General features: G+C 68.8%; 27 protein-coding genes. 11 read left to right on the plus strand and 16 right to left on the minus strand.

Going from position 1 to position 23,504, the window contains the following annotated elements; translation table 11 throughout:
- Nucleotides 1-39 precede the first annotated feature (39 nt).
- Together QO010_RS05075 and QO010_RS05080 are read left to right on the plus strand one after the other, a co-directional pair.
- Nucleotides 40-489, plus strand: coding sequence for a MarR family winged helix-turn-helix transcriptional regulator (locus QO010_RS05075; protein ID WP_307346783.1), 450 nt, complete (start codon nucleotides 40-42; stop codon nucleotides 487-489).
- The gene (locus QO010_RS05080) at nucleotides 482-1,087 is read left to right on the plus strand and encodes a class I SAM-dependent methyltransferase (RefSeq protein ID WP_307346786.1); all 606 of its coding nucleotides are present in this window, start codon (nucleotides 482-484) and stop codon (nucleotides 1,085-1,087) included. The genes QO010_RS05075 and QO010_RS05080 overlap by 8 nt, the downstream gene beginning before the upstream one ends.
- Here QO010_RS05080 and QO010_RS05085 read toward each other — a convergent pair.
- From QO010_RS05085 to QO010_RS05095, 3 genes are read right to left on the minus strand one after another with little or no spacing between them, the layout of a single operon-like run.
- Nucleotides 1,078-1,956, minus strand: coding sequence for an AraC family transcriptional regulator (locus tag QO010_RS05085; protein ID WP_307346788.1), 879 nt, complete (start codon nucleotides 1,954-1,956; stop codon nucleotides 1,078-1,080). The genes QO010_RS05080 and QO010_RS05085 overlap by 10 nt on opposite strands.
- Nucleotides 1,957-2,008: 52 nt before the next feature.
- Entirely contained in the window at nucleotides 2,009-2,953 is a 945-nt protein-coding gene (locus QO010_RS05090) for an isopenicillin N synthase family dioxygenase (RefSeq protein WP_307346791.1), read from the minus strand.
- A gap of 1 nt (nucleotide 2,954) precedes the next feature.
- Nucleotides 2,955-4,115 carry a M24 family metallopeptidase gene (locus tag QO010_RS05095; protein WP_307346792.1) on the minus strand — a complete coding sequence of 387 codons (1,161 nt, stop codon included), beginning with the start codon at nucleotides 4,113-4,115 and terminating at the stop codon, nucleotides 2,955-2,957.
- Between the two features lie 78 nt (nucleotides 4,116-4,193).
- On the opposite strand from QO010_RS05095, the gene QO010_RS05100 reads away from it, so the two are divergent.
- From QO010_RS05100 to QO010_RS05110, 3 genes are all read left to right on the plus strand, one after another.
- Nucleotides 4,194-5,567, plus strand: a complete 1,374-nt coding sequence (locus QO010_RS05100; RefSeq protein ID WP_307346795.1) for an ethanolamine ammonia-lyase subunit EutB — start codon at nucleotides 4,194-4,196, stop codon at nucleotides 5,565-5,567.
- Complete coding sequence (gene eutC / locus QO010_RS05105) at nucleotides 5,564-6,304, plus strand: ethanolamine ammonia-lyase subunit EutC (protein ID WP_307346798.1); 741 nt, start codon at nucleotides 5,564-5,566, stop codon at nucleotides 6,302-6,304. Before QO010_RS05100 ends, eutC begins: the two co-directional genes overlap by 4 nt.
- 136 nt (nucleotides 6,305-6,440) lie before the next feature.
- Nucleotides 6,441-7,931 carry an amino acid permease gene (locus QO010_RS05110; protein ID WP_307346800.1) on the plus strand — a complete coding sequence of 497 codons (1,491 nt, stop codon included), beginning with the start codon at nucleotides 6,441-6,443 and terminating at the stop codon, nucleotides 7,929-7,931.
- Nucleotides 7,932-7,942: 11 nt separating this feature from the next.
- On the opposite strand, the gene recO is transcribed toward QO010_RS05110, so the two are convergent.
- Nucleotides 7,943-8,674 carry a DNA repair protein RecO gene (gene recO, locus QO010_RS05115; protein WP_307346803.1) on the minus strand — a complete coding sequence of 244 codons (732 nt, stop codon included), beginning with the start codon at nucleotides 8,672-8,674 and terminating at the stop codon, nucleotides 7,943-7,945.
- Nucleotides 8,675-8,720: 46 nt separating this feature from the next.
- Between recO and QO010_RS05120 the strand changes: the two genes are divergently transcribed.
- Nucleotides 8,721-9,140 (plus strand): hypothetical protein, encoded by a 420-nt coding sequence (locus tag QO010_RS05120; RefSeq protein WP_307346806.1) that lies wholly within the window; start codon nucleotides 8,721-8,723, stop codon nucleotides 9,138-9,140.
- Here the strand turns inward: QO010_RS05120 and era are convergent.
- From era to QO010_RS05145, 5 genes are all read right to left on the minus strand, one after another.
- On the minus strand, nucleotides 9,137-10,084 hold the full coding sequence (gene era / locus QO010_RS05125; protein ID WP_307346808.1) for a GTPase Era: 948 nt from the start codon (nucleotides 10,082-10,084) through the stop codon (nucleotides 9,137-9,139). The genes QO010_RS05120 and era overlap by 4 nt on opposite strands.
- A complete protein-coding gene (gene rnc, locus QO010_RS05130; protein ID WP_307346811.1) occupies nucleotides 10,081-10,779 on the minus strand; it encodes a ribonuclease III in 699 nt (232 codons plus the stop codon). The genes era and rnc overlap by 4 nt, the downstream gene beginning before the upstream one ends.
- Before the next feature lie 10 nt (nucleotides 10,780-10,789).
- Complete coding sequence (lepB, locus tag QO010_RS05135; RefSeq protein WP_370873722.1) at nucleotides 10,790-11,581, minus strand: signal peptidase I; 792 nt, start codon at nucleotides 11,579-11,581, stop codon at nucleotides 10,790-10,792.
- Between the two features lie 282 nt (nucleotides 11,582-11,863).
- Nucleotides 11,864-12,280, minus strand: coding sequence for a holo-ACP synthase (acpS, locus tag QO010_RS05140; RefSeq protein WP_307346816.1), 417 nt, complete (start codon nucleotides 12,278-12,280; stop codon nucleotides 11,864-11,866).
- Complete coding sequence (locus QO010_RS05145) at nucleotides 12,277-13,044, minus strand: pyridoxine 5'-phosphate synthase (RefSeq protein WP_307346818.1); 768 nt, start codon at nucleotides 13,042-13,044, stop codon at nucleotides 12,277-12,279. The genes acpS and QO010_RS05145 overlap by 4 nt, the downstream gene beginning before the upstream one ends.
- A 164-nt stretch (nucleotides 13,045-13,208) precedes the next feature.
- On the opposite strand from QO010_RS05145, the gene QO010_RS05150 reads away from it, so the two are divergent.
- Complete coding sequence (locus QO010_RS05150; RefSeq protein WP_307346821.1) at nucleotides 13,209-13,841, plus strand: glyoxalase superfamily protein; 633 nt, start codon at nucleotides 13,209-13,211, stop codon at nucleotides 13,839-13,841.
- On the opposite strand, the gene QO010_RS05155 is transcribed toward QO010_RS05150, so the two are convergent.
- Nucleotides 13,838-14,569 carry a hypothetical protein gene (locus QO010_RS05155; RefSeq protein WP_307346824.1) on the minus strand — a complete coding sequence of 244 codons (732 nt, stop codon included), beginning with the start codon at nucleotides 14,567-14,569 and terminating at the stop codon, nucleotides 13,838-13,840. The two genes, QO010_RS05150 and QO010_RS05155, sit on opposite strands and share 4 nt — an antisense overlap.
- 99 nt (nucleotides 14,570-14,668) lie before the next feature.
- Nucleotides 14,669-15,253 carry an orotate phosphoribosyltransferase gene (gene pyrE / locus QO010_RS05160; RefSeq protein WP_307346827.1) on the minus strand — a complete coding sequence of 195 codons (585 nt, stop codon included), beginning with the start codon at nucleotides 15,251-15,253 and terminating at the stop codon, nucleotides 14,669-14,671.
- Nucleotides 15,254-15,318: 65 nt separating this feature from the next.
- Here pyrE and QO010_RS05165 point away from each other — a divergent pair, with 65 nt between their 5' ends.
- Both QO010_RS05165 and QO010_RS05170 read left to right on the plus strand, forming a co-directional pair.
- Nucleotides 15,319-15,996, plus strand: a complete 678-nt coding sequence (locus tag QO010_RS05165; protein ID WP_307346830.1) for a hypothetical protein — start codon at nucleotides 15,319-15,321, stop codon at nucleotides 15,994-15,996.
- Complete coding sequence (locus QO010_RS05170; RefSeq protein ID WP_307346833.1) at nucleotides 15,996-16,706, plus strand: hypothetical protein; 711 nt, start codon at nucleotides 15,996-15,998, stop codon at nucleotides 16,704-16,706. Before QO010_RS05165 ends, QO010_RS05170 begins: the two co-directional genes overlap by 1 nt.
- Here the strand turns inward: QO010_RS05170 and QO010_RS05175 are convergent.
- The 4 genes from QO010_RS05175 to folK all read right to left on the minus strand — a co-directional run bounded on the left by QO010_RS05175 (nucleotide 16,648) and on the right by folK (nucleotide 20,832).
- Entirely contained in the window at nucleotides 16,648-18,711 is a 2,064-nt protein-coding gene (locus QO010_RS05175) for a RelA/SpoT family protein (RefSeq protein ID WP_370873712.1), read from the minus strand. The genes QO010_RS05170 and QO010_RS05175 overlap by 59 nt on opposite strands.
- 191 nt (nucleotides 18,712-18,902) lie before the next feature.
- On the minus strand, nucleotides 18,903-19,262 hold the full coding sequence (rpoZ, locus tag QO010_RS05180; protein WP_307346836.1) for a DNA-directed RNA polymerase subunit omega: 360 nt from the start codon (nucleotides 19,260-19,262) through the stop codon (nucleotides 18,903-18,905).
- Nucleotides 19,263-19,344: 82 nt separating this feature from the next.
- Nucleotides 19,345-20,280, minus strand: a complete 936-nt coding sequence (locus tag QO010_RS05185; protein WP_307346838.1) for a TonB family protein — start codon at nucleotides 20,278-20,280, stop codon at nucleotides 19,345-19,347.
- 21 nt (nucleotides 20,281-20,301) lie between these two features.
- The gene (folK, locus tag QO010_RS05190) at nucleotides 20,302-20,832 is read right to left on the minus strand and encodes a 2-amino-4-hydroxy-6-hydroxymethyldihydropteridine diphosphokinase (RefSeq protein WP_307346841.1); all 531 of its coding nucleotides are present in this window, start codon (nucleotides 20,830-20,832) and stop codon (nucleotides 20,302-20,304) included.
- A 13-nt stretch (nucleotides 20,833-20,845) separates the two neighbouring features.
- On the opposite strand from folK, the gene QO010_RS05195 reads away from it, so the two are divergent.
- Together QO010_RS05195 and QO010_RS05200 are read left to right on the plus strand one after the other, a co-directional pair.
- Nucleotides 20,846-21,445 (plus strand): LabA-like NYN domain-containing protein, encoded by a 600-nt coding sequence (locus QO010_RS05195; RefSeq protein WP_307346844.1) that lies wholly within the window; start codon nucleotides 20,846-20,848, stop codon nucleotides 21,443-21,445.
- Nucleotides 21,432-22,067 (plus strand): uracil-DNA glycosylase, encoded by a 636-nt coding sequence (locus QO010_RS05200; RefSeq protein ID WP_307346847.1) that lies wholly within the window; start codon nucleotides 21,432-21,434, stop codon nucleotides 22,065-22,067. Before QO010_RS05195 ends, QO010_RS05200 begins: the two co-directional genes overlap by 14 nt.
- Nucleotides 22,068-22,231: 164 nt before the next feature.
- Here the strand turns inward: QO010_RS05200 and QO010_RS05205 are convergent, their stop codons facing one another.
- A complete protein-coding gene (locus QO010_RS05205; RefSeq protein WP_307346849.1) occupies nucleotides 22,232-23,404 on the minus strand; it encodes an acetyl-CoA C-acyltransferase in 1,173 nt (390 codons plus the stop codon).
- Between the last annotated feature and the right edge of the window lie 100 nt (nucleotides 23,405-23,504).

Here is a 23,504-nt window from a genome sequence, read left to right on the forward strand (position 1 = left end):
GATTGACAAGTTACTTGTCATAATGACAATCTGATTGTCATGAACGACATCACCTCGCTCATCGACCGCATCCCTCGCCTGTTCCATCTGCTCAAGGCGCTGGGCGACAAACTGCATGCCGATCTGGGCGTCACCACCTCAATGCGCGGCGTCATGGTCTCGCTGGCCCGCGACGGCGAGCGCACGGTGCCGGAACTGGCCCGCGAGCGGCCGGTCTCGCGCCAGCACATCCAGACGGTGGTCGATGCGCTGACGGCGGCCGGCCTGGCCATGAGCCGGCCCAACCCCCAGCACCGACGCTCGGTGCTGATCGTCCTGACCGCCGAGGGCCGGCGGCTGTTCGAGACCATGCAGGCGCGCGAGACCGAACTTTTCCGCTCGGCCCATCCAGCCGATCCGGCCGACATCGCCGCGGCGCACCGGGTATTCGACGCCCTGGAAACCGACCTCGCCGCCCATCTGCGTCCGGGAGAATTGATCGATGGCTGACTTCTACGCCCAGTTCGGCCGTCCGGTCGGTTTTCCCGGGTGGCTGGCCGGCAAGCTGATGGCGTCGCGGGAGGGCAACAAACGTCGCAATGCCTGGACCGTCGACCTGCTGGACATCCAGCCCACCGACCTGGTGCTGGAGATCGGCTATGGCCCCGGCCTCGGAGTCGAGTGGGCGGTCGCTAAGGTCACGAACGGCCTGGTGGTTGGCTTCGACCATAGCGATGTCATGCACGGCCAGGCCCGTAGGCGAAACCAGCGAGCGATAGAACTGGGCCATCTGCTGCTGCGCACCGGCCCGCTGGAAGCGGCCGCCGAACTGGGCCTGCGCTTCGACAAGGCCTTCTGCTGCAACGTCGCCCAGTTCTGGCCCGACCCCAACGCCGCCCTGGCCCAGTTCAAGGCGCTGCTCAAGCCGGGCGGGCGGCTGGCCATCACCTATCAACCCGCCGGCCATGGGGCCAAGCCGGCCGACGCCGACCGCTTTGCCGAACGCTGGCGCGGCCTGCTCCATGCCGGCGGCTTCAGGGATGTGCAGGTCGAGCGACTGGCCGACCTGAAGCCCAGGCCGGCCGTCTGCCTGCTCGCCTACGCCTGAACCGGCACCCACCACTCCACCCAGGCGCCGGGCCGGTTGGGGTCGAAATCGGCGGGGTAGTATTCCAGGTCCGGTCCCCTGGCGATCTGGTAGCCGGACTTGGGAATGCGCTCGCCCCAGATTTCCCTGGCCGAGGCCTGCATCTGCGGGTGCAGGTTGGGGCCGGTCAAGGTCTGGCGGAAGACCAGGTAGTCCTGGGCCGGCACCTCGCGGACCTCCATGCCGTCCGGGACCGGGGCGTCGGCGGCGATGGGCGCGCCAGCCAGATAGGTCATCCCCTGCCCGTCCGCCTCGCCGATGCAGACGCCGAAGCTCTCGTTGGCGGTCTGGCCGGGGACCGGCAGGCGGGCCAGCAGTTTGGGCCACAGGGTCGGGATCTGGGTCTTGTTGGTCTCGGTGAACCGGCCGCCAAAGCCGGCGACGCGGAAGGCGGGCCGATGCATGGGCTTGCCGCCGTTGCGGGTTTCCAGGTCGATGTCTTGCTTGGTGAGGGACATGAGCGCCTCCGGATGTGGAAGTTGGGAGCCAAACCGTTGAAAGCGTCCGGGGCTGACCCCGAACATGCGCTTGAAGGCCCGGGTGAAGGCCTCCTGAGAGTCGAAGCCGCTATCCAGCGCCAGGTCGATTAGGGACGGCGGCTTGGGGCTCGCGAGTTGCGTGGCGGCGGCCGCCATCCGCCGGCGGCGGACCCAGGCCATGGGGCTTTCGTCGAAGCGGGCGGTGAAGGCCCGGGCGAAATGGAAGGGCGACAGGCTGGCCGCGTCGGCGAGCTCGGCCAGGGTCAGAGGCTGGTCCAGATGCGCCTCGACGAAGGCCAAGGCCCTTTCGAGACGGTCTGGTTGCTGGGCGGTGGCGGCGACTTCGATCATGCCCACAGGATGGACCCGCGCCATGGCGGTGTCTTGACCGGGCTTGCTGAGTTTACAGCACCTGGGCCTTGAGCCCCGGGAACACCTTGCCGACCTTGCCCAGCAGATAGTCGCCGTAACGCCCGGTAACGGCGTCCAGGTCGGCCTCGTCCCAGCGCGGGCCGCGCGGGGCCGCTTCCAGCGACAGCGGCTCGACGACCGCATCGAAGCCGGGATCGAAGAACAGCGGGAAGGACAGCCGATCCTGGCCCGAGCTGTTGATCACCCGGTGTGGCGCCGAGCGATAGGCGCCTCGCGTCAGTCGGTCGAGCATGTCGCCGACATTGCAGACCAGGGCGCCCTGGATCGGCGGGGCGTCCAGCCAGGCGCCGTCGACCTTGATCCGCAGGCCGCCGTGGCGGTCCTGGGCCAGCAGGGTCAGGAAGCCGTAGTCGGTATGCTCGCCGACCCCGAAGCCATCGGCGTTCGGCGGCTGGGGCGGATAGTGGAAGATACGGAAGAGGACGGTCGGCTGGGCCGTGTAGCGGCTGAGGAAATAGTCGGGGGCCAGGCCCAGGCTGATGGCCAGGGCCCGGGTCAGGGCGTGGGCGGCGCGGGTGGTCCCGGCCATATAGGCCTCGACGGCGGGGCGCAGGCCGCCGGCGGGCCACTGGTTGGCGCCGTGCATAGGCCAGCCGGCCTTTACGCGCGGGTCGTCCGGCCCCAGTTCCTCGCCGAAATAGATCCCCTCCTTGAGGTCCGGCTTGCCCGAGGTCAGCTCACCCCCGACCGGAAAGAAGCCGCGCCAGGCCGGGCCGCCATTGGCCATGGCGATCTGCAGTTTCTCGGCCTCGGGCAAGGCGAAGAAGGCGCGGCTCTGGGCTTCCAGGTCGTCGAGCAGGGCGTCCGAAAGGCCATGGCCGACCAGATAGAAGAAGCCGTGGCTGCGGCAGGCGGCGCCGACGGCCGCGGCGACCTCGCTGTCGTCCTTGGAGAGATCGACCAGCGGCAGGCCCATGTCAGGCGGCCTGGAAGGCGGGGACGCCGGCGAAGGGGTCGTCCAGGCTGGCCTGGGGCGTGGTGAACCAGCGCGGGCCGTCGGCGGTCATGTGGAAGTGGTCTTCCAGCCGGATGCCGAACCTGCCCGGCACGACGATCATCGGCTCGTTGGAGAAGCACATGCCCACTTCCAGCGGCGTGACGTCGCCCCGCACCAGGTTGGGGGCCTCGTGGATGTCCAGCCCGATGCCGTGGCCGGTGCGGTGCGGACAGCCCGGCAGGCCGTAGTCGGGGCCAAGGCCCGCCTGTTCCATCACCGCCCGGGCGGCGTAGTCGACGCTCTGGCAGGGCTGGCCGAGTTTGGCGGCGGCGAAGGCGGCGGCCTGGGCGGCCTTTTCCAGGTCCCAGATGCGGCGGACCTCGGCGGTCGGCTCGCCGTAAACATAGGTGCGGGTGATGTCGCTGTTGTAGCCATCGAGCCGGGTGCCGGTGTCGATCAGGATGACGTCGCCCTTCTTCAGAGCCGGATCGCCCTCCCCGCCGTGCGGCAGGGCGGTGTCGGCGCCGAACGAGACGATGCAGAAGCTGGAACCGCCCTCGCCGCCCAGCGCCCGATGCTGCTGGTCGATGAAGCGGGTCAGTTCGGAGGCGCGAACACCCTCCTCGGCCGCTTCCCAGGCTCGACGGTGGACCTCGATGGTGATGGTCTTGGCCCGGCTCATCAAAGCGATCTCGGCCGGCGACTTGCAGCGGCGCAGGCGGTTGATCAGCGGCCCGCCATCGATCAGCCGCTCGGTCCCGGCGGCGCGGGCCAGGCCCAGCCAGGTGAAGAGTTGCACCTGGTCATCCACCGCGATCTTCCCGGCGACCCGGCCAGCGATCAGGGCGTAGACGCTCTCGTCCTCCTGCCAGGTCAGGATGTCGTCGCCGGGCACACCGACGATGCCGCTGACCTTGTCCAGCTCGAAGCGCGGGCAGACATACTCAAGGCGGCCGTCGGCATGGACGATGGCGCCGGTCAGCCGCTCGGAGGGATGCCAGTCGAGGCCGGTGAAGTAGCGCAGGCTCGAGGTCGAACCCAGCAGCAGGGCGCTGGCCCCGGCGGCGTCGATCAGGCCGCGCAGGGCGGTGAGGCGTTGCCGGCGCTCAGCCAGCGATATCGGCGGGGGTGTGAGGCTCATGGTCATATCGAAGGCCGATTGCGCCGCCCGTGCAAGCGCGGCCTTGCGGCGAACGCCGGTTCACGGCTGGATGGGCGCATGCGCCTGCGCCAGAGCCTCGGCGCGACGACCTGGTCGTTCGCGGATCTAAAGGACCTGATGGCCAAGGCCACGCCCCTGCGCTCGGGCGACGCCCTGGCCGGGCTGGCCGCCGGTTCGGCCGAGGAGGCGGTGGCGGCCCGCATGTTGCTGGCCGACCTGCCGTTGAAGACCTTCCTCGACGAGCAACTGATCCCCTACGAGACCGACGAGGTCACCCGGCTGATCTGCGACAGCCATGACGCCGGCGCCTTCGCCCCGGTCGCCAGCCTGACGGTCGGCGAATTCCGCGAATGGCTGCTCTCCGACGAGACCGACAGCGCGGCCCTGGCGGCGCTGGCCCCGGGCGTGACGCCGGAGATGGCCGCCGCCGTCAGCAAGGTCATGAGAAACCAGGATCTGATCCTGGCGGCCAGCAAGTGCCGGGTGACGACCGCCTTTCGCGACACCATCGGCCTGCCCGGCTGCATGGCGGTGCGGCTGCAGCCCAACCACCCGACCGACGACCTGGCCGGCATCTCGGCCTCGATCCTCGACGGCCTGCTCTACGGCGCGGGCGACGCGGTGATCGGCATCAACCCGGCATCTGACAACCTGTCGAACCTCGGCGACCTGCTGCGGATGCTGGACGACCTGATCCACCGCTTCGCCATCCCCACCCAGAGCTGCGTCCTCACCCACGTCACCAGCACGGTCGAGCTGATCGAAGCCGGGGCGCCGGTCGACCTGGTCTTCCAGTCGGTGGCGGGAACCCAGGCCGCCAATGAGAGCTTCGGCGTCAACCTGGCCCTGCTGGCCGAGGCGCGGGAAGCGGCGCTGTCGCTCAAGCGCGGCGCGGTCGGCCGGAACGTCATGTATTTCGAGACCGGCCAGGGCTCGGCCCTGTCGGCGAACGCCCATCACGGCCTGGACCAGCAGACCGCCGAGGCGCGGGCCTATGCGGTGGCGCGGGCGTTCGATCCGCTGCTGGTCAACACCGTCGTCGGCTTCATAGGGCCGGAATATCTCTACGACGGCAAGCAGATCATCCGGGCGGGGCTGGAAGACCATTTCTGCGGCAAGCTGCTGGGCGCGCCGCTCGGCTGCGACGTCTGCTACACCAACCACGCCGAGGCCGACCAGGACGACATGGACAGCCTCCTGACCCTGCTGGCCACGGCGGGGGTGACCTTCATCATGGGGGTGCCGGGGGCGGACGATGTGATGCTGAACTACCAGTCGACCTCGTTCCACGACGCCCTCTATGTGCGCCGCCTGCTGGGCCTGAAGCGCGCGCCGGAGTTCGAGGCCTGGCTGCAGGGCATGGGCCTGACCGACGCGGCCGGCGGTCTGGTCCCGCCCCGCCCCGGCCATCCGCTGCTGGCCGCCCGATGAAGCCGCCGGTCACCCGGGACCCCTGGGCCGAGCTTCGGGCCCGCACCCCGGCCCGCATCGCGCTGGGCCGCGCCGGCCCCGCCCTGCCCACGAAGGCGGTGCTCGACTTCGCCCTCGACCACGCCCGGGCCCGCGACGCGGTGCATGCGGCTGTCGACTGGGACGCCTTGGCAGGCCAACTCGCGTTGCCGACCGTGCGGGTCGCCAGCGCCGCGCCGGACCGGGCGACCTATCTGCGCCGTCCGGACCTGGGCCGAAAGCTGGCGGAGGGCGAGCGCCTGCGACCCGCACCGCAGGATTTCCTGCTGGTCATCGCCGACGGCCTCTCGGCGGCGGCGGTCCAGGCCCATGCCGCCCCGCTGATCGCCGCCCTGCCCGCCGATCTGCGCACCGGCCCGGTCGTGCTGGCCAGCCAGGCCCGGGTGGCGCTGGGCGACGAGATCGGCGAGCGGATGGGCGCGCGGATGGTCGCGGTGCTGATCGGCGAGCGGCCAGGCCTCTCCTCGCCCGACAGTCTGGGGGTCTATCTGACCTACGAGCCCCGGGTCGGGCGCACCGATGCCGAGCGAAATTGCATCTCCAACATCCGCCCCCAGGGCCTTGGCTACGAGGCCGCCGCCGCCAGACTGACCTGGCTGGTGCGCGAGGCGCTCAAACGACGGCTGACCGGCGTCGAGTTGAAGGATCAGAGCGATCTTGGGCTGATCGGTCCCTTAGCGCACCGCGCCGTTCCTTAAGCTCACCAATGTCTTGCGGCGACACAACAGTTCGCCTTGCCGACTTTGGAGGCAATCGCAGCAACCCCAGGCAAAGAAGGCGACAAGTCGAGTATTCCCAGGCAGGCTCATACCGCGAGTCACCCAGGAGCACGGTATGACGGGCGTTGGGGAACCACCAGACGTTGAAGGTGTCCGCTATGAAACTGTCGATGACCGTTATTTCGAGCGGCGCGGACTGAAACGCTACGCCGGCGTCTTCTCGCTGTGGGCGCTGGGAGTGGGGGCCGTCATCTCTGGCCAGTATTCCGGCTGGAACCTGGGTCTGGCCAGCGGCGGTTGGGGCGGGTTGCTGCTGGCGACCGGCATCATCGTGGTCATGTATCTTGGCCTGGTCTGGTCGATCGCCGAGATGGCGGCGGCCCAGCCCCATACCGGCGGCGCCTACAGCTTCGCCCGCACGGCCATGGGACCCTGGGGCGGCTTCATCACCGGCCTCTGCGAGAATGTCGAATATGTGCTGACCGCCGCGGTCGTCTGCTTCTTCATCGGCAGCTATCTGGGGGCCATCTTCGAGACCCCGCCGGAATGGCAGCCGGTCTACTGGATCGTCGCCTACCTGATCTTCGTCGGCATCAATGTGCTGGGGGTGGCGCTGAGCTTCCAGGTCACGGTGGTCATCACCCTGGTGGCCATGGCCTGCCTGGCCGTGTTCTGGACCAGCGCCCTGCCCCAATCCGACTTCGCCCGCTACGCCCTCAATGTCGGGGCCGGCGGGGTGGAGCTTCCCGACGGCCATGGCCCCTTCCTGCCCGACGGCATAGCCGGGGCCCTGCGCCAGCTGCCCTTCGCGGTCTGGCTGTTCCTGGCCATCGAGCAGCTGCCCCTGGCCGCCGAGGAATCCCACATGCCTCAGCGCGACCTGCCCAAGGGCATCCTGCTGGGCATGTTCACCCTCATAGGGTCCGCCCTGCTGGTCATCTGGCTGAACGCCTCGATCCCGCCAGGCGCCTTCCAGCTGGCCGCCTCGGGCCAGCCGATCCTCGACGGCTTCGCCAAGCTTTACGGCGAGGGCCTGGCCAAGGTTCTGGCGGTGGTGGCCCTGACCGGTCTGATCGCCAGCTTCCACGCCATCATCTTCGCCTATGGCCGGCAGATTTATTCGCTCTCGCGCGCCGGCTATTTCCCCCGCTGGCTGTCGATCACCAACGCCAAACGCAAGACGCCGGACGCGGCCCTGCTGGGCGGCAGCCTGGTTGGATTGCTGGTGATGATGGTCGTCTGGTTCACCCTGGGCTCGGACCAGGGGGCCAAGGTGATCGGCGGGGCGCTGCTCAACATGGCGGTGTTCGGGGCCATGGCCAGCTATGTGATGCAGGGTCTTTCCTTCATCCTGCTGCGGGTGCGGTTCCCGAACATGGAGCGGCCCTATCGCAGCCCGCTGGGCCTGACCGGGGCGGGCCTGGCGCTGGGCATCGCCCTCCTGACCATCGCCTATCAGTTCCAGGACCCGATCTATCGCTGGGGCGTGGCGGGGGTGGCGGTGTGGTTCGCGCTGGGCATCCTCTATTTCGCCCTGGTCGGCCGGCATCGCCTGGTGCTGTCGCCGGAGGAGGCCTTCGCCGTGAAGGTCGAGCGCGGAACCTAGAGCCCCCTTTCCTAAAGTCTCTCGGCGTCGGTCAGGCGGTCGATCAGCCAGACCCGGGCCGGCGGCAGCGGCCGGTTCAGCGGGGCGAACACGAACTGGGCCAGGAAGTGGCCGGTGATGTCCAGGCCGGCGCGAATATCGCCGGGCGACAAACCGCCCTGGGCCGACAGCAGGAAGGGCGGCAGGGCCAGCAGGCGGTCGGCATAGGGTTTGCCGGCGGTGCGGCTGACCGCCCGGCCGGTGCGCGGGCTGACATAGATCAGGTCGTCGGTGCTCCCGGTGGCGGCGCAGCGCGACAGGTCCAGGCCAAAGCCCAGGTCCTGCAGCAGCCCGGCCTCGAAGCGCACGAACACCGCCGGCCAGATGTCGGGATGGGCCAGCGCCCCGATCAGCGATTCGAAGGCCAGATAGGCGCCCGGATGCGGCTCGCGTTCCGGCAGGGCGCCGGCGGCCACCGATGCGGCGGCGGCCAGGCCTGACAGGGCCAGGGGATCGTCGAACAGGGCGGACGGCCCCTCCCCCACCGGCTCCAGGGTCGCCGCGCCCAGCTGTTCCGACACCCGGGCGCGATAGCGGGCGATCACCCGGGCCCCGGCCTGCAGAAAGGGCTTCATCCGCCGCGAGGCGCCGCCGGCCACATGCACGACGAAGCGGCCGCGCTCGGCGGTCAGCAGGTCGACGATGGCGCCGGTCTCGCCATGGGCCCGGGCGGCCAGAACGAAGGCGTCGTCTTCCCATTCCATGCAGTTGAGATAGCCTCTCGACGCGGGATTTGCGACGGAGGATCGAATGCTCAGCCTTGTGACCCTGAGCGCCGCCCTGATGACCCTGGTGGCGCCGCCCGCCTCCGGGCGAATGCACGACGTATCGGGCAATCCTGGCGTGATCTCGGCCTGGGACGACGGCGAATGCCAGTCCGGCTTCAAGCTCAAGCTGGGCGAGGCCAAGGCTCTTGGCTGGACCATCAACTGGTCGAAGGTCGAGTCGATCACCGTGGAAACGGATTCGAGCTTCGAAAACGACCCGGCCGCCGACCTCTACAAGGTCCGAACCAGCCTGGTGGTCAAAGGCGCCGGCGCCTTCCAGGCCGATCTGGGCAGCCGGAAGGTCGAGGCCGACAGCTTCGAATACTTCCTGGAGACGTCGCAACAGGCCAAGAGCCTGCAGAACATCTGGACCCGACGGGCGGCGTCCTGCCTGCTGAACTAGACGTCGAAGTCCAGGCCCATGTCCGTGTAGGCCTGCCGCTCGTCGGCCCAGGTCTCGCGGACGCTGACGTGCAGGAAGAGGTGGACCTTGCGGTCCAGCAGCTCGGTCAGCTCCTCGCGGGAGGCTGAGCCGATCCATTTCAGCGTCTGGCCGCCCTTGCCCAGGATGATGGCCCGCTGGCCGTCGCGCTCGACCTGGATCAGCTGCTCGATCCGCACCGAGCCGTCCTTGCGCTCCTCGAAGGCGGTGGTCTCGACGGTGGCGGCGTAGGGCAGCTCCTCATGGACCCGCAGGTAGATCTTCTCGCGGGTGATCTCGCTGGCCAGCAGGCGGACCGGCAGGTCGGCGCTCTGGTCGGCGGGGTAGAGCCAGGGGCTCTCCGGGACTTGGCCGGCCAGGTAGTTGGAGAGGTCCTCGACCCCATTGCCGTCGGCGGCCGAGATCATGAACACCCGGGAATAGACCCCGCTGTCGAACAGGGTCTTGGCCACCGCCAGCATGCGGTCGCGCTTTACCCCGTCGATCTTGTTCAGGGCCAGGATGGCCTGGCGGCCCGAGCCCTTCAGGCCCTGGATGATGGATTCGACATCCTCGACCGACTTCTTGTCGGCCCCCTTGCCGGTGCCGTCGGCGGCGGCCAGTTCGGCCTGCACGTCGACCAGGTGGACGACCACGTCGGCGTCCTCGGCCCCGCTCCAGGCCGAGCGGACCATGGCCCGGTCCAGCCGCCGGCGGGGTTTGAAGATGCCGGGGGTGTCGACCAGGATCAGCTGGGCGTTTCCGACCATGGCCACGCCCCGGATCGGAAAGCGCGTGGTCTGCACCTTGCGGGTGACGATCGAGACCTTGGTCCCGACCATGCGGTTGACCAGAGTCGACTTGCCGGCGTTTGGCGCGCCGATGATGGCGACGAAGCCCGCCCGGGTGGTGTTGGCTTCGGTCAAGCCTGGCCCTCTCTCTTGTTCAACATGGTCAGCGCCGCGGCCTTCTCGGCCTCCTGGCGCGAACGGCCCTGGCCGCTCTCGGTCTCGAAGCCCTCGATGGTCACCTCGACGGTGAAGATGGGGGCGTGGTCGGGACCGCTGCGCGACACCGTATCATACTTCGGGATCGGCAGGCGGCGGGCCTGGGCCCATTCCTGCAATTGGGTCTTGGGGTCCTTGTTGCGGACCGGGGTCGGATCGGCGAATTCCGCCTCCCAGGCGTCCAGGAAGAAGGCTCGGGCCAACTCAAGCCCGCCCTCGAGATAGAGGGCCGCCATCAGCGCCTCGCAGGCGTCGCCCAGTACGGTGTCGGAATCGCGCCCGCCGACCTTGGTGGCCGAGGCCGACAGCCGCAGGGCGTCGGGCAGGCCGATCCGCCGCGCCACCCGGGCGCAGGCCTTGCCGTTGACCAGGGCCGACAGCCGCTGCGACAGCACCCCCTCGGGCGATCCCGGGTCCAGCTCGACCAGCCGCTCGGCCGCCACCAGGCCCAGGACGCGGTCGCCCAGGAACTCCAGCCGCTCGTTGTGGCTGACCTTGCGGGCGCCGTCGCCGACGCTGGAATGGGTCAGGGCCCGCTCCAGCAGGGCGCGGTCGGCAAAGACATGGCCGATCCGTCGCTCGAGTTCGGCGACGGCGGCTTCGCGCCCGTTCATCGCTGGAAGATCATTTGAGGACGTGGAAGAACCGGCTGGGACGGGCGTCCAGGAACCAGGTCCAGGGCTTGAACAGGCTGGCCTTGCCGTTCCAGGACAGCAGGATGATCTGGGCCTTGCCGACCAGGTTCTCGGCCGGCACGAAGCCGACGCCCAGGTTCTCGCCGATCTGGCGGTCCAGGCTGTAGTCCCAGGGACAGGCGTTGGCGGCGAACGAGCCCGGCTCCAGGCCCGGATCGAAGCGGCTGTCGGCCGAGTTGTCGCGGTTGTCGCCCATGAAGAAGTAGCAGCCCTTGGGCACGGTGTAGACGCCGGTGTTGTCGGCGCTGCCATAGCCGCTGATCTGCTGGGTCATGATGAACTTGCCCGGGCGGATTTCCTCCCGGTACTCGGTGGCCTGCACCGGCCAGCCGCCGTTTTCGGCGACGAACGACTTGCCCGGCACATGGCTGACCGGCTTGCCGTTGATCAGGATGACGCCGCCGATCACCTGGATCTTGTCGCCGGGCAGTCCGATCAGCCGCTTGATGTAGTCCATGTGGCCGTCGCGCGGCAGCTTGAAGACGATGATGTCGCCGCGCTTGGGCTCGTGGGCGAACAGCCGGCCCTTGAACAGCGGCGGGCTGAGCGGGATGGAGTGGCGCGAGTAGCCGTAGGCATATTTGGCGACGATGATGTAGTCGCCCTTCAACAGGTTCGGCTCCATCGAGGCCGAGGGGATGGTGAAGGGCTGGAAGAACAGCACCCGCAGGAACAGGGCGATCAGCAGCGCATAGGTGATGGTCTTGACGATCTCGACCATCTCGCCGACCGCGCTCGGCCCGGCCTCGGCGCCCGCTTCAGCCTCGGGCGCTCCCTCGACGGGCGCAGCCTCTGCGGGCGGGGCGGTCTCGGCGATCGGCTGATCGGCGGCGGGCGCGTCCTCGGGGGCGGCGTCGTCGGTCATGGCGCAGCGATACTTTCTTCAGGTCCGGCCAATCGCGGCCGGAAGGTGTGGTTAGTCTCGGAATAGGACAGGAGCAAGCTTCCGCCCGGTTAACGCGCCAACATGGCGCAAGCGGGGCTGCAGGAGCCGGGCCAGATACTAGGTTTCAGGCACGGCCTCAATAATCACGAAGGCCTGGGCGTAGGGATGGTCATCGGTGAGGCTGACATGGATGACCGGCCGCATCCCCGCCGGGATCAGGCTGGCCAGCCGCTCGGCCGCCCCGCCGGTCAGGGCCATGGTCGGCTGGCCGCTGCGCATGTTGACCACGCCCATGTCCTTCCAGTGGACCCCGCGGCGCGGCACGCCGGTGCCCAGGGCCTTGGCGCAGGCCTCCTTGGCGGCGAAGCGCTTGGCGTAGCTGGCGGCGCGGCCCCCTTGGGCGTTGACCTTGCGCTCGGAGCGGTCGCGCTCGGTGTCGGTGAAGGTGCGGGCGATGAAGCGCTCGCCGAACCGCTCAAGCGTCTTGTCGATGCGCCGGATGTCGGAGAGGTCGGACCCGATGCCGACGATCACGCCGCCGCCTCGGCCCGGGCGGCGTCCATCAGGGCCCGCATGCGCTGGATGGCGGGGGCGAGACCGGTGAAGATGGCCTCGCCGATCAGGAAGTGGCCGATGTTCAGCTCGGCCAGTTCCGGAATGGCGGCGACAGCGCGGACGGTGGCGAAGTCGATGCCGTGGCCGGCATGGACCTCCAGGCCCAGCTGCACCGCCTGCCGCGCGCCGGCCGCCAGCCGGCCCAGCAGGCGCTCGGCCTCGGCGGCATGGCCCGAGCGGACCGCCTCGCAATAGGCGCCGGTGTGCAGTTCGATGACCTGGGCCTCGACCTCGGCGGCCTTGGCGATCTGGGCCGGATCGGCCTCGATGAACAGCGAGACGCGCGAGCCGGCGGCCTTCAGGGCCCGGACGGCCGGGGCGATGGCGTTATGGCCGCGCACCACGTCCAGCCCGCCCTCGGTGGTCACCTCCTCGCGCCGCTCGGGCACCAGGCAGGCGGCGTGCGGCTTGTGGGCCAGGGCGATGCCGAGCATCTCGTCGGTGACCGCCATCTCCAGATTCAGCGGCTTGCCGCGCTTGCGGCAGAGGTCGGACAGCGCGTCGATGTCGGCGTCGGAGATGTGCCGGCGATCCTCGCGCAGGTGGGCGGTGATGCCGTCGGCGCCCGCCGCCAGGGCCAGGTCGGCGGCGCGCAACGGCTCGGGGTAGCTCTCCCCCCGGGCGTTCCGGATGGTGGCGACGTGGTCGATGTTGACGCCGAGGCGTAGGGCGTGAGGCTTCAAGACGGCAGTCCCTCAAGAACAGGCCTTCAAGATAGGCAAAGCCGCTCCGATTGACACCCCCGCGCCGCCGCGCCTAGCTTCACCTTGCGTTTCGGGATGCATCGGCAAGTCGCCGAAAGGGCCAGGCCCGCCCGCTGAACCTCTTTTCAGCCGGAGTGCGACCCATGCCGACCCTCGACACCTATCGCAAACAGGCCAAGCTCCTGATGCGCTGGCATCGCGAGCAGAACTATTCGCTCGGCGGCAAGGTGCGGCAGGTCCCGCGCCTGGCAGACCTGACCGACCGCCAGGTGCTGGACGCCCCCTTCCCGCTGGCCCTGGCCCAGGAGGTGGTCGCGGCCGAGGCCGGCTTCGACAGCTGGGCCGCGCTCAAGGCCGGGGCGGGTGAAGCCAAGCCCGCCGAACCGCCCGCCGCTGAGCCCGTCGTCCAGTCGGCCACCCCGATCTTCTTCGTCAGCGACGTGACGGCCTCGGCGGCCTTCTATCGCGACCGATTGGGGTTCGAGATCGACTTCCTGCATGGCAAGCCGGCCTTCTACGGCTCGGTGTCGCGGGGCGGCGCCTGCCTGCATCTGCGCCATGTCGACCATCCGGGTTTCGCGGAGTGGGCGGCGCGGGAAGAGTCGGTGATCCTGGCCACCATCGAGGTCCAGGGGGTCAAGGCGCTGTTCGACGCCTATGCGGCGGCCGGGGTGGCGTTCGCCCAGAAGCTCACCCGCCAGGCCTGGGGCGGCCTCGACTTCCAGGTCCGCGACCCGGACGGCAACGTCTTCTCGTTCGTGGAATACCGCCGCTAGGTCGGGCAGGCGCGGACGATGCGGTCGCGCTCGGCGTCGAGATAGGCCAGCAGTTCGGGATCGACCGGATCGACGCCGTCCCTGTCGACATGGCGCGACGGTCGCGGTTCCAGGAAGGCGTCCTTGAACTCGAGCGAGCGGCGGACGGCGGTGAAGTCCTTCGGGTGGGCCAGGCAGAGGGCCGCCAGCCGGACCAGGGCGGCCTCCAGGTCCTCGACATACTCCGGCTCGTAGTCGAAACCGGTGAGGTTGCTGGCCTCCCAGTCCGGGTCGCCCTGGGCGAGGCGGGCGAACCCGCTCTTGCGCAAATAGGCTGAGATCGGCCCATCGACGCCGGTAGCGCGCTCGGCGCTGAACGCGCCCAGCAGATCGGCGAAGTGGATCGAGCGGCGTTGGGCGATACGATGATCGACCCGACGAAGTTGCATGCGCGAGATGGTGAAGATGGCGTCGGTCGTCGTGGCGTCGGGCCGCCCGCGGCTCTGCCGCCAGCAGGCCAGCCGCTCGGCGTCGCTGTCGTCCAGGATTCGAACCGGCACGACCTGGATGACGAGGTCGCCCAGGTCGACATCCTCGGCCTCGATGGCCTTGCGCACCAGATCCGGGTTTCCAGCGTCCTTCTCGATCCGCTCCAGCAGCGGACGGCAGGAGGGCGCCAGCGGCTTGGGATTGTCCTCGTCGTCATACTGAGCCCACGCCGGAACGGCCGCCAGCAGGATGGCGGACACACCAACCAGACAAGCCAAACGGATCATTGCCAGCCTCCCACGCCGGACCCTTAGACGGGAGGATAGTTCAGAACCCGAAAACCGGCCAGCAGGCCCGACTCACCCCGCCAGCCTGCGGCTGCCTGGATCGGTGGTGGGGATCGCCGCCAGCGCCGGCGGCAGGGCGTCGGCCGGATAGGCGGGGACCTCCAGGCTGGCCAGAGCGACCAAAGGCACGCCGACATCGGCCTTGCCGCCCGAGCGGTCGACGATGCAGGCCGCGGCGATCACCGTGCCGCCGGCCGCCTGGATGGCCTGGATGCATTCGCGGGAGGAGAGACCCGTGGTGACGATGTCCTCGACCATGACCACCTTCTCGCCGGGCTCGACCGTAAAGCCCCGCCGCAGCTTGAAGATCCCGCCCTCGCGCTCGACATAGAACGAGCGGACGCCCAGGTGGCGGGCGGTCTCGTAGCCCGGGATGATGCCGCCGACGGCCGGCGAGATGCAGACGTCCGGTTGGCCCACCTCGGCGACGATCCTGGCCGCCAGCGCCTTGCAGAGCCGCTCGCAGCGGTCCGGCTCGGCGAAGACCAGGTTCTTCTGCAGGAAGACCGGGCTGTGCAAGCCGCTGGAGAGGATAAAATGGCCCTCGCGCAGAGCGCCGGCCGCGCGGAATTCGTCCAGGACGTCTTGGGTGTTCATGGGCGCTGATTTAGCCACAGCCGATCCGCCATGCTAGCCTCGGTTTGGGAACAACGGGGGCGATCATGTCAGCTGCGCGTTTGAGGGCCTTGCTGGCCGTGTTGGCGGGTCTCGCCACTCTGGCGATCTTCGCCCATTTCGCCGCCCTGCCCCAGGTGGCGTTGGCGATGCTGCCCAAGTGCTTCGCCCAGGCCGACATCATCCAGTTCGAACTGGCCGGCACACAAGACCAGCTGGCGGCGGTCTTCCCGGCCGGCTGCCGGTCGCTGGCCGTGCCGGCGATGGACGCGGTGAACCGCTGGGACATCAAGGCCTTCATCCCCGCCTACACGGCCTTCGCCATCCTGGCGGCCATCTGGCTGGGCTATCGGCAGAAGCGCTGGATGGTCGCCGCCGTGGTGGTCGCGCTGCTTGCCGCCTTGTGCGATCTGCTCGAGACCACGACGCTGCTGAAGCTGTCGCACAGCCTGGATAGCCCCGGGACGATGCTGACCACGCTGTCGATCGGCGCCTGGGGCAAGTTCGGCCTGCTGGCCGTGCATGCCGCCCTGTTGATGTGGATCGCCTATCGCGACAAGCGCCGGATCCTGGCCGCCCTGCTGCTGCTGATCCCGCCCGCCACCGCCCTGGCCGCCTTCGACCACGAACGCTATGCGGCGGTGATGAGCACCACGACCCTCATCGCCTGGACGGCGATGATGCTGCTGGCGGCGCGGGAAACCATCTGGCCGAGATCCGCCTAGTGGCGGGCCGGTGGAAAGCCGCCACCGTCGTTGTGGCGGGTCTGCTGACCCTGGCCGCATCGGCCGGTTTTCTGGTCCTGGGGTTCGGCGCTGTCGGCGCGTCTCCCTGCGATGTCGATCTGCGGCTCGCCGCTCTTGAGAGCGCCCGCACTCAGAACCAGGCGGCGATGGCGATTGGCGATTGCTCCTCCGAACTCGCGGCGTATGGCGCCGACGTCTACGGCTGGGAGGCTTTGGCCTTCACCCCCGCCTGGGTCCTGCTGGCGCTGGCCCTCACCGCCTATGTCGCGCGAGGCTGTCCCCGCTGGTGGCGGCTGCTCGGCTATGCCCTGCCCCTGGCGGCCGCGGCGGCGAACATCGTCCTGGCGCAGAGCCGGCTGAACATGGCGCAGGAGGTGATCGTCGCCGCCGACCCGAACCGCCTGATCGACCTGAGCTTGTGGATCAAAGGGGCCGCCCTGCTGGCCCATGCGGCATTGCTGATCGTGGCGTGCCTGCGCCAGCAGCCCGCGCGCACATTGCTGGCCATCTGCATGGGCGGCGCCGCCCTGCTCGCCGTGTTCTGGGTGTTCGATCCGGCGACCTGGTCAAATCTCGCCTTCGCGATCTGGACGCCGGCGGTCCTGCTGGCTTGCAAGGAGGCTTGCCTGCCTAGCCCAGCGCCCGATCCGCCGTATCCACGCTGGGACAGGCCCGCAGCGCCGCCATGATGTTGGTCAGGTGGCGGTTGTCCTTCACCTCGACATCGAAATCGACGTCGAAATAGTCGGACTGGCGGTGGTGCATATTGAGATTGAGGATGTTGCCGCCGGCCTCGCCGATGATGGTGCAGGCCTCGCCCAGCACCCCCGGCGCATCGCGGATGGTGGCGCGGATGCGGGCCAGGCCCAGGGCGTTGCGCTCGGCCTCGGCGGTCCAGCGCAGGTCTCGCCAGAGGTCCTCGCGGTCCTCGTAGTCGGCCAGGCGCGGGCAGTCGATGGTGTGGACGGTCAGGCTCCTGTCGGGCTGCTTGATGCCGACGATGCGGTCGCCCGGCACCGGGCGGCAGCAGACATCCAGGCGAACCCGGGTATGGGCGGTGACCCCGCCGCCCTGCACGAAGGCCGCGGCCGAGTCGGCGTCGATGGCCTGGCGTTCGCCCAGGGCCTTGATCTCGCCGGCGTCCAGGTCGGGGAACAGCACCTCCAGCACCTGCTGGGGCCGCACCCTGCCCCGGCCGACCGCATCGTAGAGTTCGTCCTCGCTGGCCAGGGCGAACCGCTCCAGCGCCGGCCGCAGCGAGACGGTGCGCGACTTGCCGGCCCGCTGGATGGCGGCCTCGAACGCGGCGCGGCCGGTCTTGAGGAACTCGCCCTTCTCGGCCTGGCGCATATGGCGGCGGATGGCGGAGCGGGCCCGGCCGGTCACCGTCAGCGACTGCCAGTCGCCGTGCAGCTCGCGGTTGGGGCCGCGGATGACCTCGACCACATCGCCGTTCTGCAGGACGGTGCGCAACGGGCGCGGCTCGCCGTTGATCTTGGCCCCGATGGTCTCGTCGCCCAGCAGGGTGTGGACGGCATAGGCGAAATCCAGCGGCATGGCCCCGCGCGGCAGGGTGATCAGCCGGCCCTTGGGGGTGAAGACGAACACCTGGTCGAGGAACATCTCCAGCTTGGCGTTCTCGACCAGCTCTTCGGAGTCGCCGCCATGCTCGAGCACCTGAACCAGCTGGCGCAGGTTGGCCAGCGGGTCGCGGCCGCCCTCGGCCTCCATGGCCTCCTGGTCGAAGCCGTAGCTGTGGTTCTTGTAGCGCCAGTGGGCCGCCACGCCGTCCTCGGCCACCCGGTCCATGTTCTCGGTGCGGATCTGCATCTCGATCCGCATGCCCTTGGCCCCGATCACCGTGGTGTGCAGCGAGCGGTAGTTGTTGCGCTTGGGCGTGGAGATGAAGTCCTTGAACCGCTCGGGCACGCAGGGCCAGGCGCGGTGGATCAGGCCCAGGGCCCGGTAGCAGTCGGCGTCGCTGTCGACGATCACCCGGAAGGCGTAGATGTCCGACAGCTGGGAGAAGCCGATCGATTTGCGCTGCAGCTTGCGCCAGATCGAGAAGGGATGCTTCTCGCGCCCGAACACCCGGGCCGGAACGCCGTCGTCGACCAGCAGCTGCATGATGTCGGCGCTGACCTTGTTGACGGCCTTGCCCTGGTCGGCCCGCAGGGTGTCCAGCCGGCGCAGGATGGCGTTGCGGGCCACCGGGTTGAGCTGCTCGAAGGCCAGCTCCTCCAGCTCCGAACAGATGCGGTGGCAGCCGATGTTGCGGGCCAGGGGCGCGTAGATGTCGAGCGTCTCGCGGGCGATGCGTTCGCGCTTGGCCGGCTGCTTGATGAAGTTCAGCGTCCGCATGTTGTGCAGGCGGTCGGCCAGCTTGACCATCAGGACCCGGACGTCCTTGGAGATGGCCAGGATGAACTTGCGCAGGTTCTCGGCCTGGCGGGCGTGCTCGGCGGCGAACTCCAGCTTGGAGAGCTTGGTGACCCCCTCGACCAGCTCGGCGATCTCGGCCCCGAACAGCTTTTCGATATCGGCCTGGCTGACCTCGGTGTCCTCGATGACATCGTGCAGCAGGGCGGTGACGATGGTGGCGGTATCCAGCCTGTAGTCGGTCAGGATGCCGGCCACCTCGATCGGGTGGGCGAAATAGGGGTCGCCCGAGGCCCGCTTCTGCGAGCCGTGCATGCGGACGGCATAGACATAGGCGCGGTTCAGCAGCGCCTCGTCGGCGTCCGGCTCATAGGCGCGAACCCGCTCGATCAGCTCGAACTGGCGCAGGAACTTGGGACCGGCGGCTTTTGGCGGCGTAGGGGCGAGTTTGGGGGTGGCGGGCTTTTCCGCCGTCAGAGGTGCGAGAGGGTCTGTGCCTTCTGGGCTCAGTACCGCTCCTCCTGACCGCCGTCACGGTCGCTCTGCAGGGCGCGGATCAGTTCCTGTTCGCTCATCTGCATGTGGGTCGGATCCGACAGCAGGGCGATGGTTTCCGCCTCTTCCTCGGCTTCCGAGCGCTCGTCGACGCGTTGCAGCGTCGTGATCAGATGTTCCTTCAGCGCCTCGTGATCGACCACGTCGTCGGCGATCTCGCGCAGGGCGCAGACCGGGTTCTTGTCGTTGTCGCGGTCGACGAGCAGGGTGGCGCCGGCCGAGATGGCGCGGGCGCGATGGGCCGACAGCAGCACCAGGCTGAAGCGGTTGGGAACTCGTTCGACGCAATCTTCGACGGTGACGCGGGCCATGGAGACTCTCAGGTGGTGCTGGGAACCGGGCTACATAGAGATTTCGGGGCCATTGTGCAATGCCGCATAGGGTTTGTCACCCTTAGTCGGGCGGGTGGAAGAGGATGGGTATGCGCACCGTGCCGCCGCCGACGGGCGAGCCGTCCCTGGCCAGGGGCTTCATCCTGAATTTCGAGGTCACCTTGAGGGCCGCTTCGCCAAAGCCTTCGCCCTCCGGGGTCTCGGAGATCAGCGAGCAATAGACCAGCGTGCCCAGGCTGGTGACGTCGCAGCTGATGATCGCCTTGCCGGACAGGCTCAGCGTCCGGGCCCGCGCCGGATAAACCTTCTCCAGGTCCTCGCCCGAGGGGCGGCGCGTCCAGTCCGGCGAGGTGATCCTGGCCATGGGAAGCGGCGTCGGACAGGTCAGCGGCGTGGCGGCCAGCGCGCGAGCCTGAGCCATGGCCGTGGCGCCCAGGGCCTGGCGGGCGGCATTGTCGTTCCGCCAGGTCCAGCGCTCAAGGACCCTGCCGTCATCGGTGCGGATCGTCAGTTCGATCTGCCGCGCCGCCAGCACGACCGCGGGGTCCAGATTGACCCACATATCGAAGGCGAGCTTTGAGCCCGCGATCACGGGCTTGGCGTCTCCCGGTTGGACCGGGATCATCGGCTTGTAGAAGCGATAGGCGAAGCTGCGGACGGGCGGGCCGCCATCGACCGAGGCTTCCAGCGTCAGGCTCTCCGCCTTCGCCTCCGTCGAGCCGGTGGCCTGGAGGCGGACGCGCCCCGGCAGGGCCGCCGACTGTCCGATCTCGTCGACGGGGCGATCCCATGCGGCCGCCGACAGGCTGAACCCCTCGGGCGATTTTACTGACCAGCTGTAGAGGGCGGTCTTGAACTGGCCGGCCGCGTCATAGGCCAGCGACACCTTGACCTCGCCGGCGGGCCCGCTGGCGGCGCCGTCGCAAAGGGTGTCGGCCTGGGCCGTTGTGTTCAGCGCGGCAAGGCCCAGGGCCAGACCGAGGATCAGGGCTTTCATCGCACGCTCCCCCAGGGTCGGTCAGGCTGACGGTGTGATGGGCCGGGCGTCAAGGCCGACCGTGGCGGCGGTTGCCAGTTCGGCGGCGCTTCGGTCCCGCCGAGGATGGCGCCAAGCGGGCCGCACCTGGGCCAGCGGGCCCATCACGAACAGTCGCTCATGGGCCCTGGGGTGCGGCAGGGTCAGGCCCGGCTCGTCGAGGATCAGCTGGCCAAAGGCTACGATATCCAGGTCGAGGGTCCGGGCGGCGTTCACCTCGCCCCTCTCTCGCCCGAACGCCCTCTCGATCCGGTTGAGCGCCTCCAGCACCGCGCGCGGCGAGAGCGTCGTCTCGACAATGGCCACGCCGTTCGTATAGGCAGGCGCCGTTGGATCGGGCCAGGCGGCCGATCGCCACCAGCCGGATCTGACCGTCACGGTCAGGCCCTCGGTGGCGAACATCGCCAAAGCCGCTTCCAGCAAGGCCGCGCCTGACGGGTAGGCTCCGGGCAGATTACAGCCCAGGGCGACGACCACAGCCGGTTCATTCTTGGTGTTGATATTTTCGCTCAAAGGTTTGACGCAAATGACTTTCTATCCGACCGACCGTATGGCCCTGTTCATCGACGGCGCCAACCTCTACTCCCAGGCCAAGGCCCTGGGCTTCGACATCGACTACAAGAAGCTGCTGGACGAGTTCCGCAAGCGCGGCGTGCTGATCCGCGCCTACTACTACACCGCCCTGGTCGAGAACGACGACTACAGCCCCATCCGGCCACTGGTCGACTGGCTGGACTACAACGGCTTCACCCTGGTGACCAAGTCGGCCCGGGAATACACCGACAGCCAGGGCCGCAAACGCTGGCGCGGCGACATGGATGTCGAGATCGCCGTCGACATGCTGGAGATGGCGACCCACGCCGACCACCTGGTGCTGTTCTCGGGCGACGGCGACTTCCGCGCCCTGGTCGAGGCGGTGCAGCGCAAGGGCGTCCGCGTGACCGTGGTCTCCACCGTCAAGAGCCAGCCGCCGATGGTCTCGGACGACCTGCGCCGGCAATGCGACAACTTCGTCGACCTGGCGGACCTGGGCGACATCATCGGCCGCCCCGCCCGCCCTGCCCCGCCGAGATTCCTGCAGGGCGAGCGCACCCGGGCCGAACTGGAAGCCGATGACGAACTCTGAGCCGGCGCCCGACTGCCCGCTCTGCCCAAGGCTGGTCGCCTATCGGAACGTCAACGAAGCGGCCCACCCCGAGTGGTTCAACGGCGCCGTCCCCTCCTGGGGCGACCGTAACGGCCGGCTGCTGGTCGCGGGGCTGGCCCCCGGCCGCCAGGGCGCCAACCGCACCGGCCGGCCCTTCACCGGCGACCATGCCGGCTGGCTGCTCTACGAGACCCTGGGCAAGCTCGGTTTCGCCGCCGGTGAGTTCCAGGCCCGCACCGACGACGGCCTGACCCTGACCGACTGCTACATCACCAACGCCGTCCGCTGCGCCCCGCCCGGCAACAAGCCCGAGACCAGCGAAGAGAACACCTGCCGCCAGTTCCTCTCGGCCACCATCGCGGCGATGCCGAACCTGAAGGTCATCGTCACCCTGGGCGACGTCTCGCGGCGCAATGTGCTGAAGGCCATCGGTCTGAAGGCCTCGGCGGGCATCCCGGGGCACGGCTCGGAGATGCAGGCCGGGCCCTACTGGCTGATCAACAGCTACCACTGCTCACGGCTGAACACGAACACCGGCCGCCTGACCCCGGCGATGTTCGAGGATGTGTTTCGCCGGGCGCGGGAGATGATCGAAGGATAGCTCGGCCTAACTCCCTCCCCTTTATGGGGAGGGACGGCGTCGAAGACGCCAGGGTGGGGCTCCCACCTGTCAGGCAAATCACCCGGGTTAAGTTCCCCACCCGGGTCGCTGCGCGACCGTCCCTCCCCATAAAGGGGAGGGAGTTTCTTGGCCGCGTCTTTCGCCTAGTAGATCTCGAACAGCCCGGCGCCGCCCTGGCCGCCGCCGATGCACATGGTCACCACGCCCCACTTGGCGCCGCGGCGCTTGCCTTCCTGCAGCAGGTGGCCGGTGCAGCGGGCGCCGGTCATGCCGAAGGGGTGGCCGATGGAGATGGAGCCGCCGTTGACGTTGTATTTCGCCGGGTCGATGCCCAGGCGGTCGCGGCTGTAGAGGCACTGCGAGGCGAAGGCCTCGTTCAGCTCCCAGATGTCGATGTCGTCGACTGTGAGGCCCTGGCGGGCCAGCAGCTTGGGCACCGCGAACACCGGGCCGATGCCCATCTCGTCGGGCTCGCAGCCGGCGGCCGCCCAGGACACGAAGCGGCCCATGGGGGTCAGGCCGCGCTTTTCGGCTTCCTTGGCTTCCATGACCACCACGGCGGCGGCGCCGTCGCTGAGCTGGCTGGCGTTGCCGGCGGTGACGAAGTTGCCCTCGCCCTTGACCGGGGCCAGCGAGGCCAGGCCCTCGAGGGTGGTCTCGGGACGGTTGCACTCGTCCTTGGAGACCACGTAGTCGACGATGGACTCTTCCTTGGTCTCCTTGTTGACCACCTTCATCTTGGTGTTCATCGGGACGATCTCGTCCTTGAACAGGTTGGCCTGCTGGGCGGCGGCCATGCGCTGCTGGGACTGCAGGCTGTACTCGTCCTGGTATTCGCGGGAGAGGCCATAGCGCTTGGCGACGATGTCGGCGGTATCGATCATGGCCATGAAGATGGCCGGGGCGATCTTGGTCAGTTCCGGGTCGGTGGCGGCCGGGCCGCCCGCCCCGCCGCCGGGAATGGAGATCGACTCCACCCCGCCAGCCACCACGCAGTCGGCGCCGTCGCCGCGCACATGGTTGGCGGCCATGGCGATGGCCTGCAGGCCCGAGGAGCAGAAGCGGTTGATGGTCACGCCCGCCGTGGTCACCGGCATGCCGGCCAGCAACGCCGCCTGGCGGCCGATATTGGCCGCGCCATGGGCGTTGTTGCCCAGGTAGCAGTCCTCGACGAAGTCCAGCTCGACGCCCGAGCGCGCCACGGCGTGCTTGATGGCGTGGGCGGCCATGGTCATGGGCGGGGTGACGTTGAACCCGCCGCGGCCGGCCTTGGCCAGCCCAGTGCGGGCGTAGGAGACGATGACGGCTTCGCGCATGGGAATTTCCTGGGATGGCGTTTTCTTTGCGAACAGTCTTTTCGCATCCAAACGCGCGTTTGACAGCCCCTTCCGTTCCGCAAGTTCGAAATCCTTGTGA

Origin of the sequence: Caulobacter ginsengisoli, from assembly GCF_030814835.1 — a bacterium.
GTDB lineage: Bacteria > Pseudomonadota > Alphaproteobacteria > Caulobacterales > Caulobacteraceae > Caulobacter > Caulobacter ginsengisoli.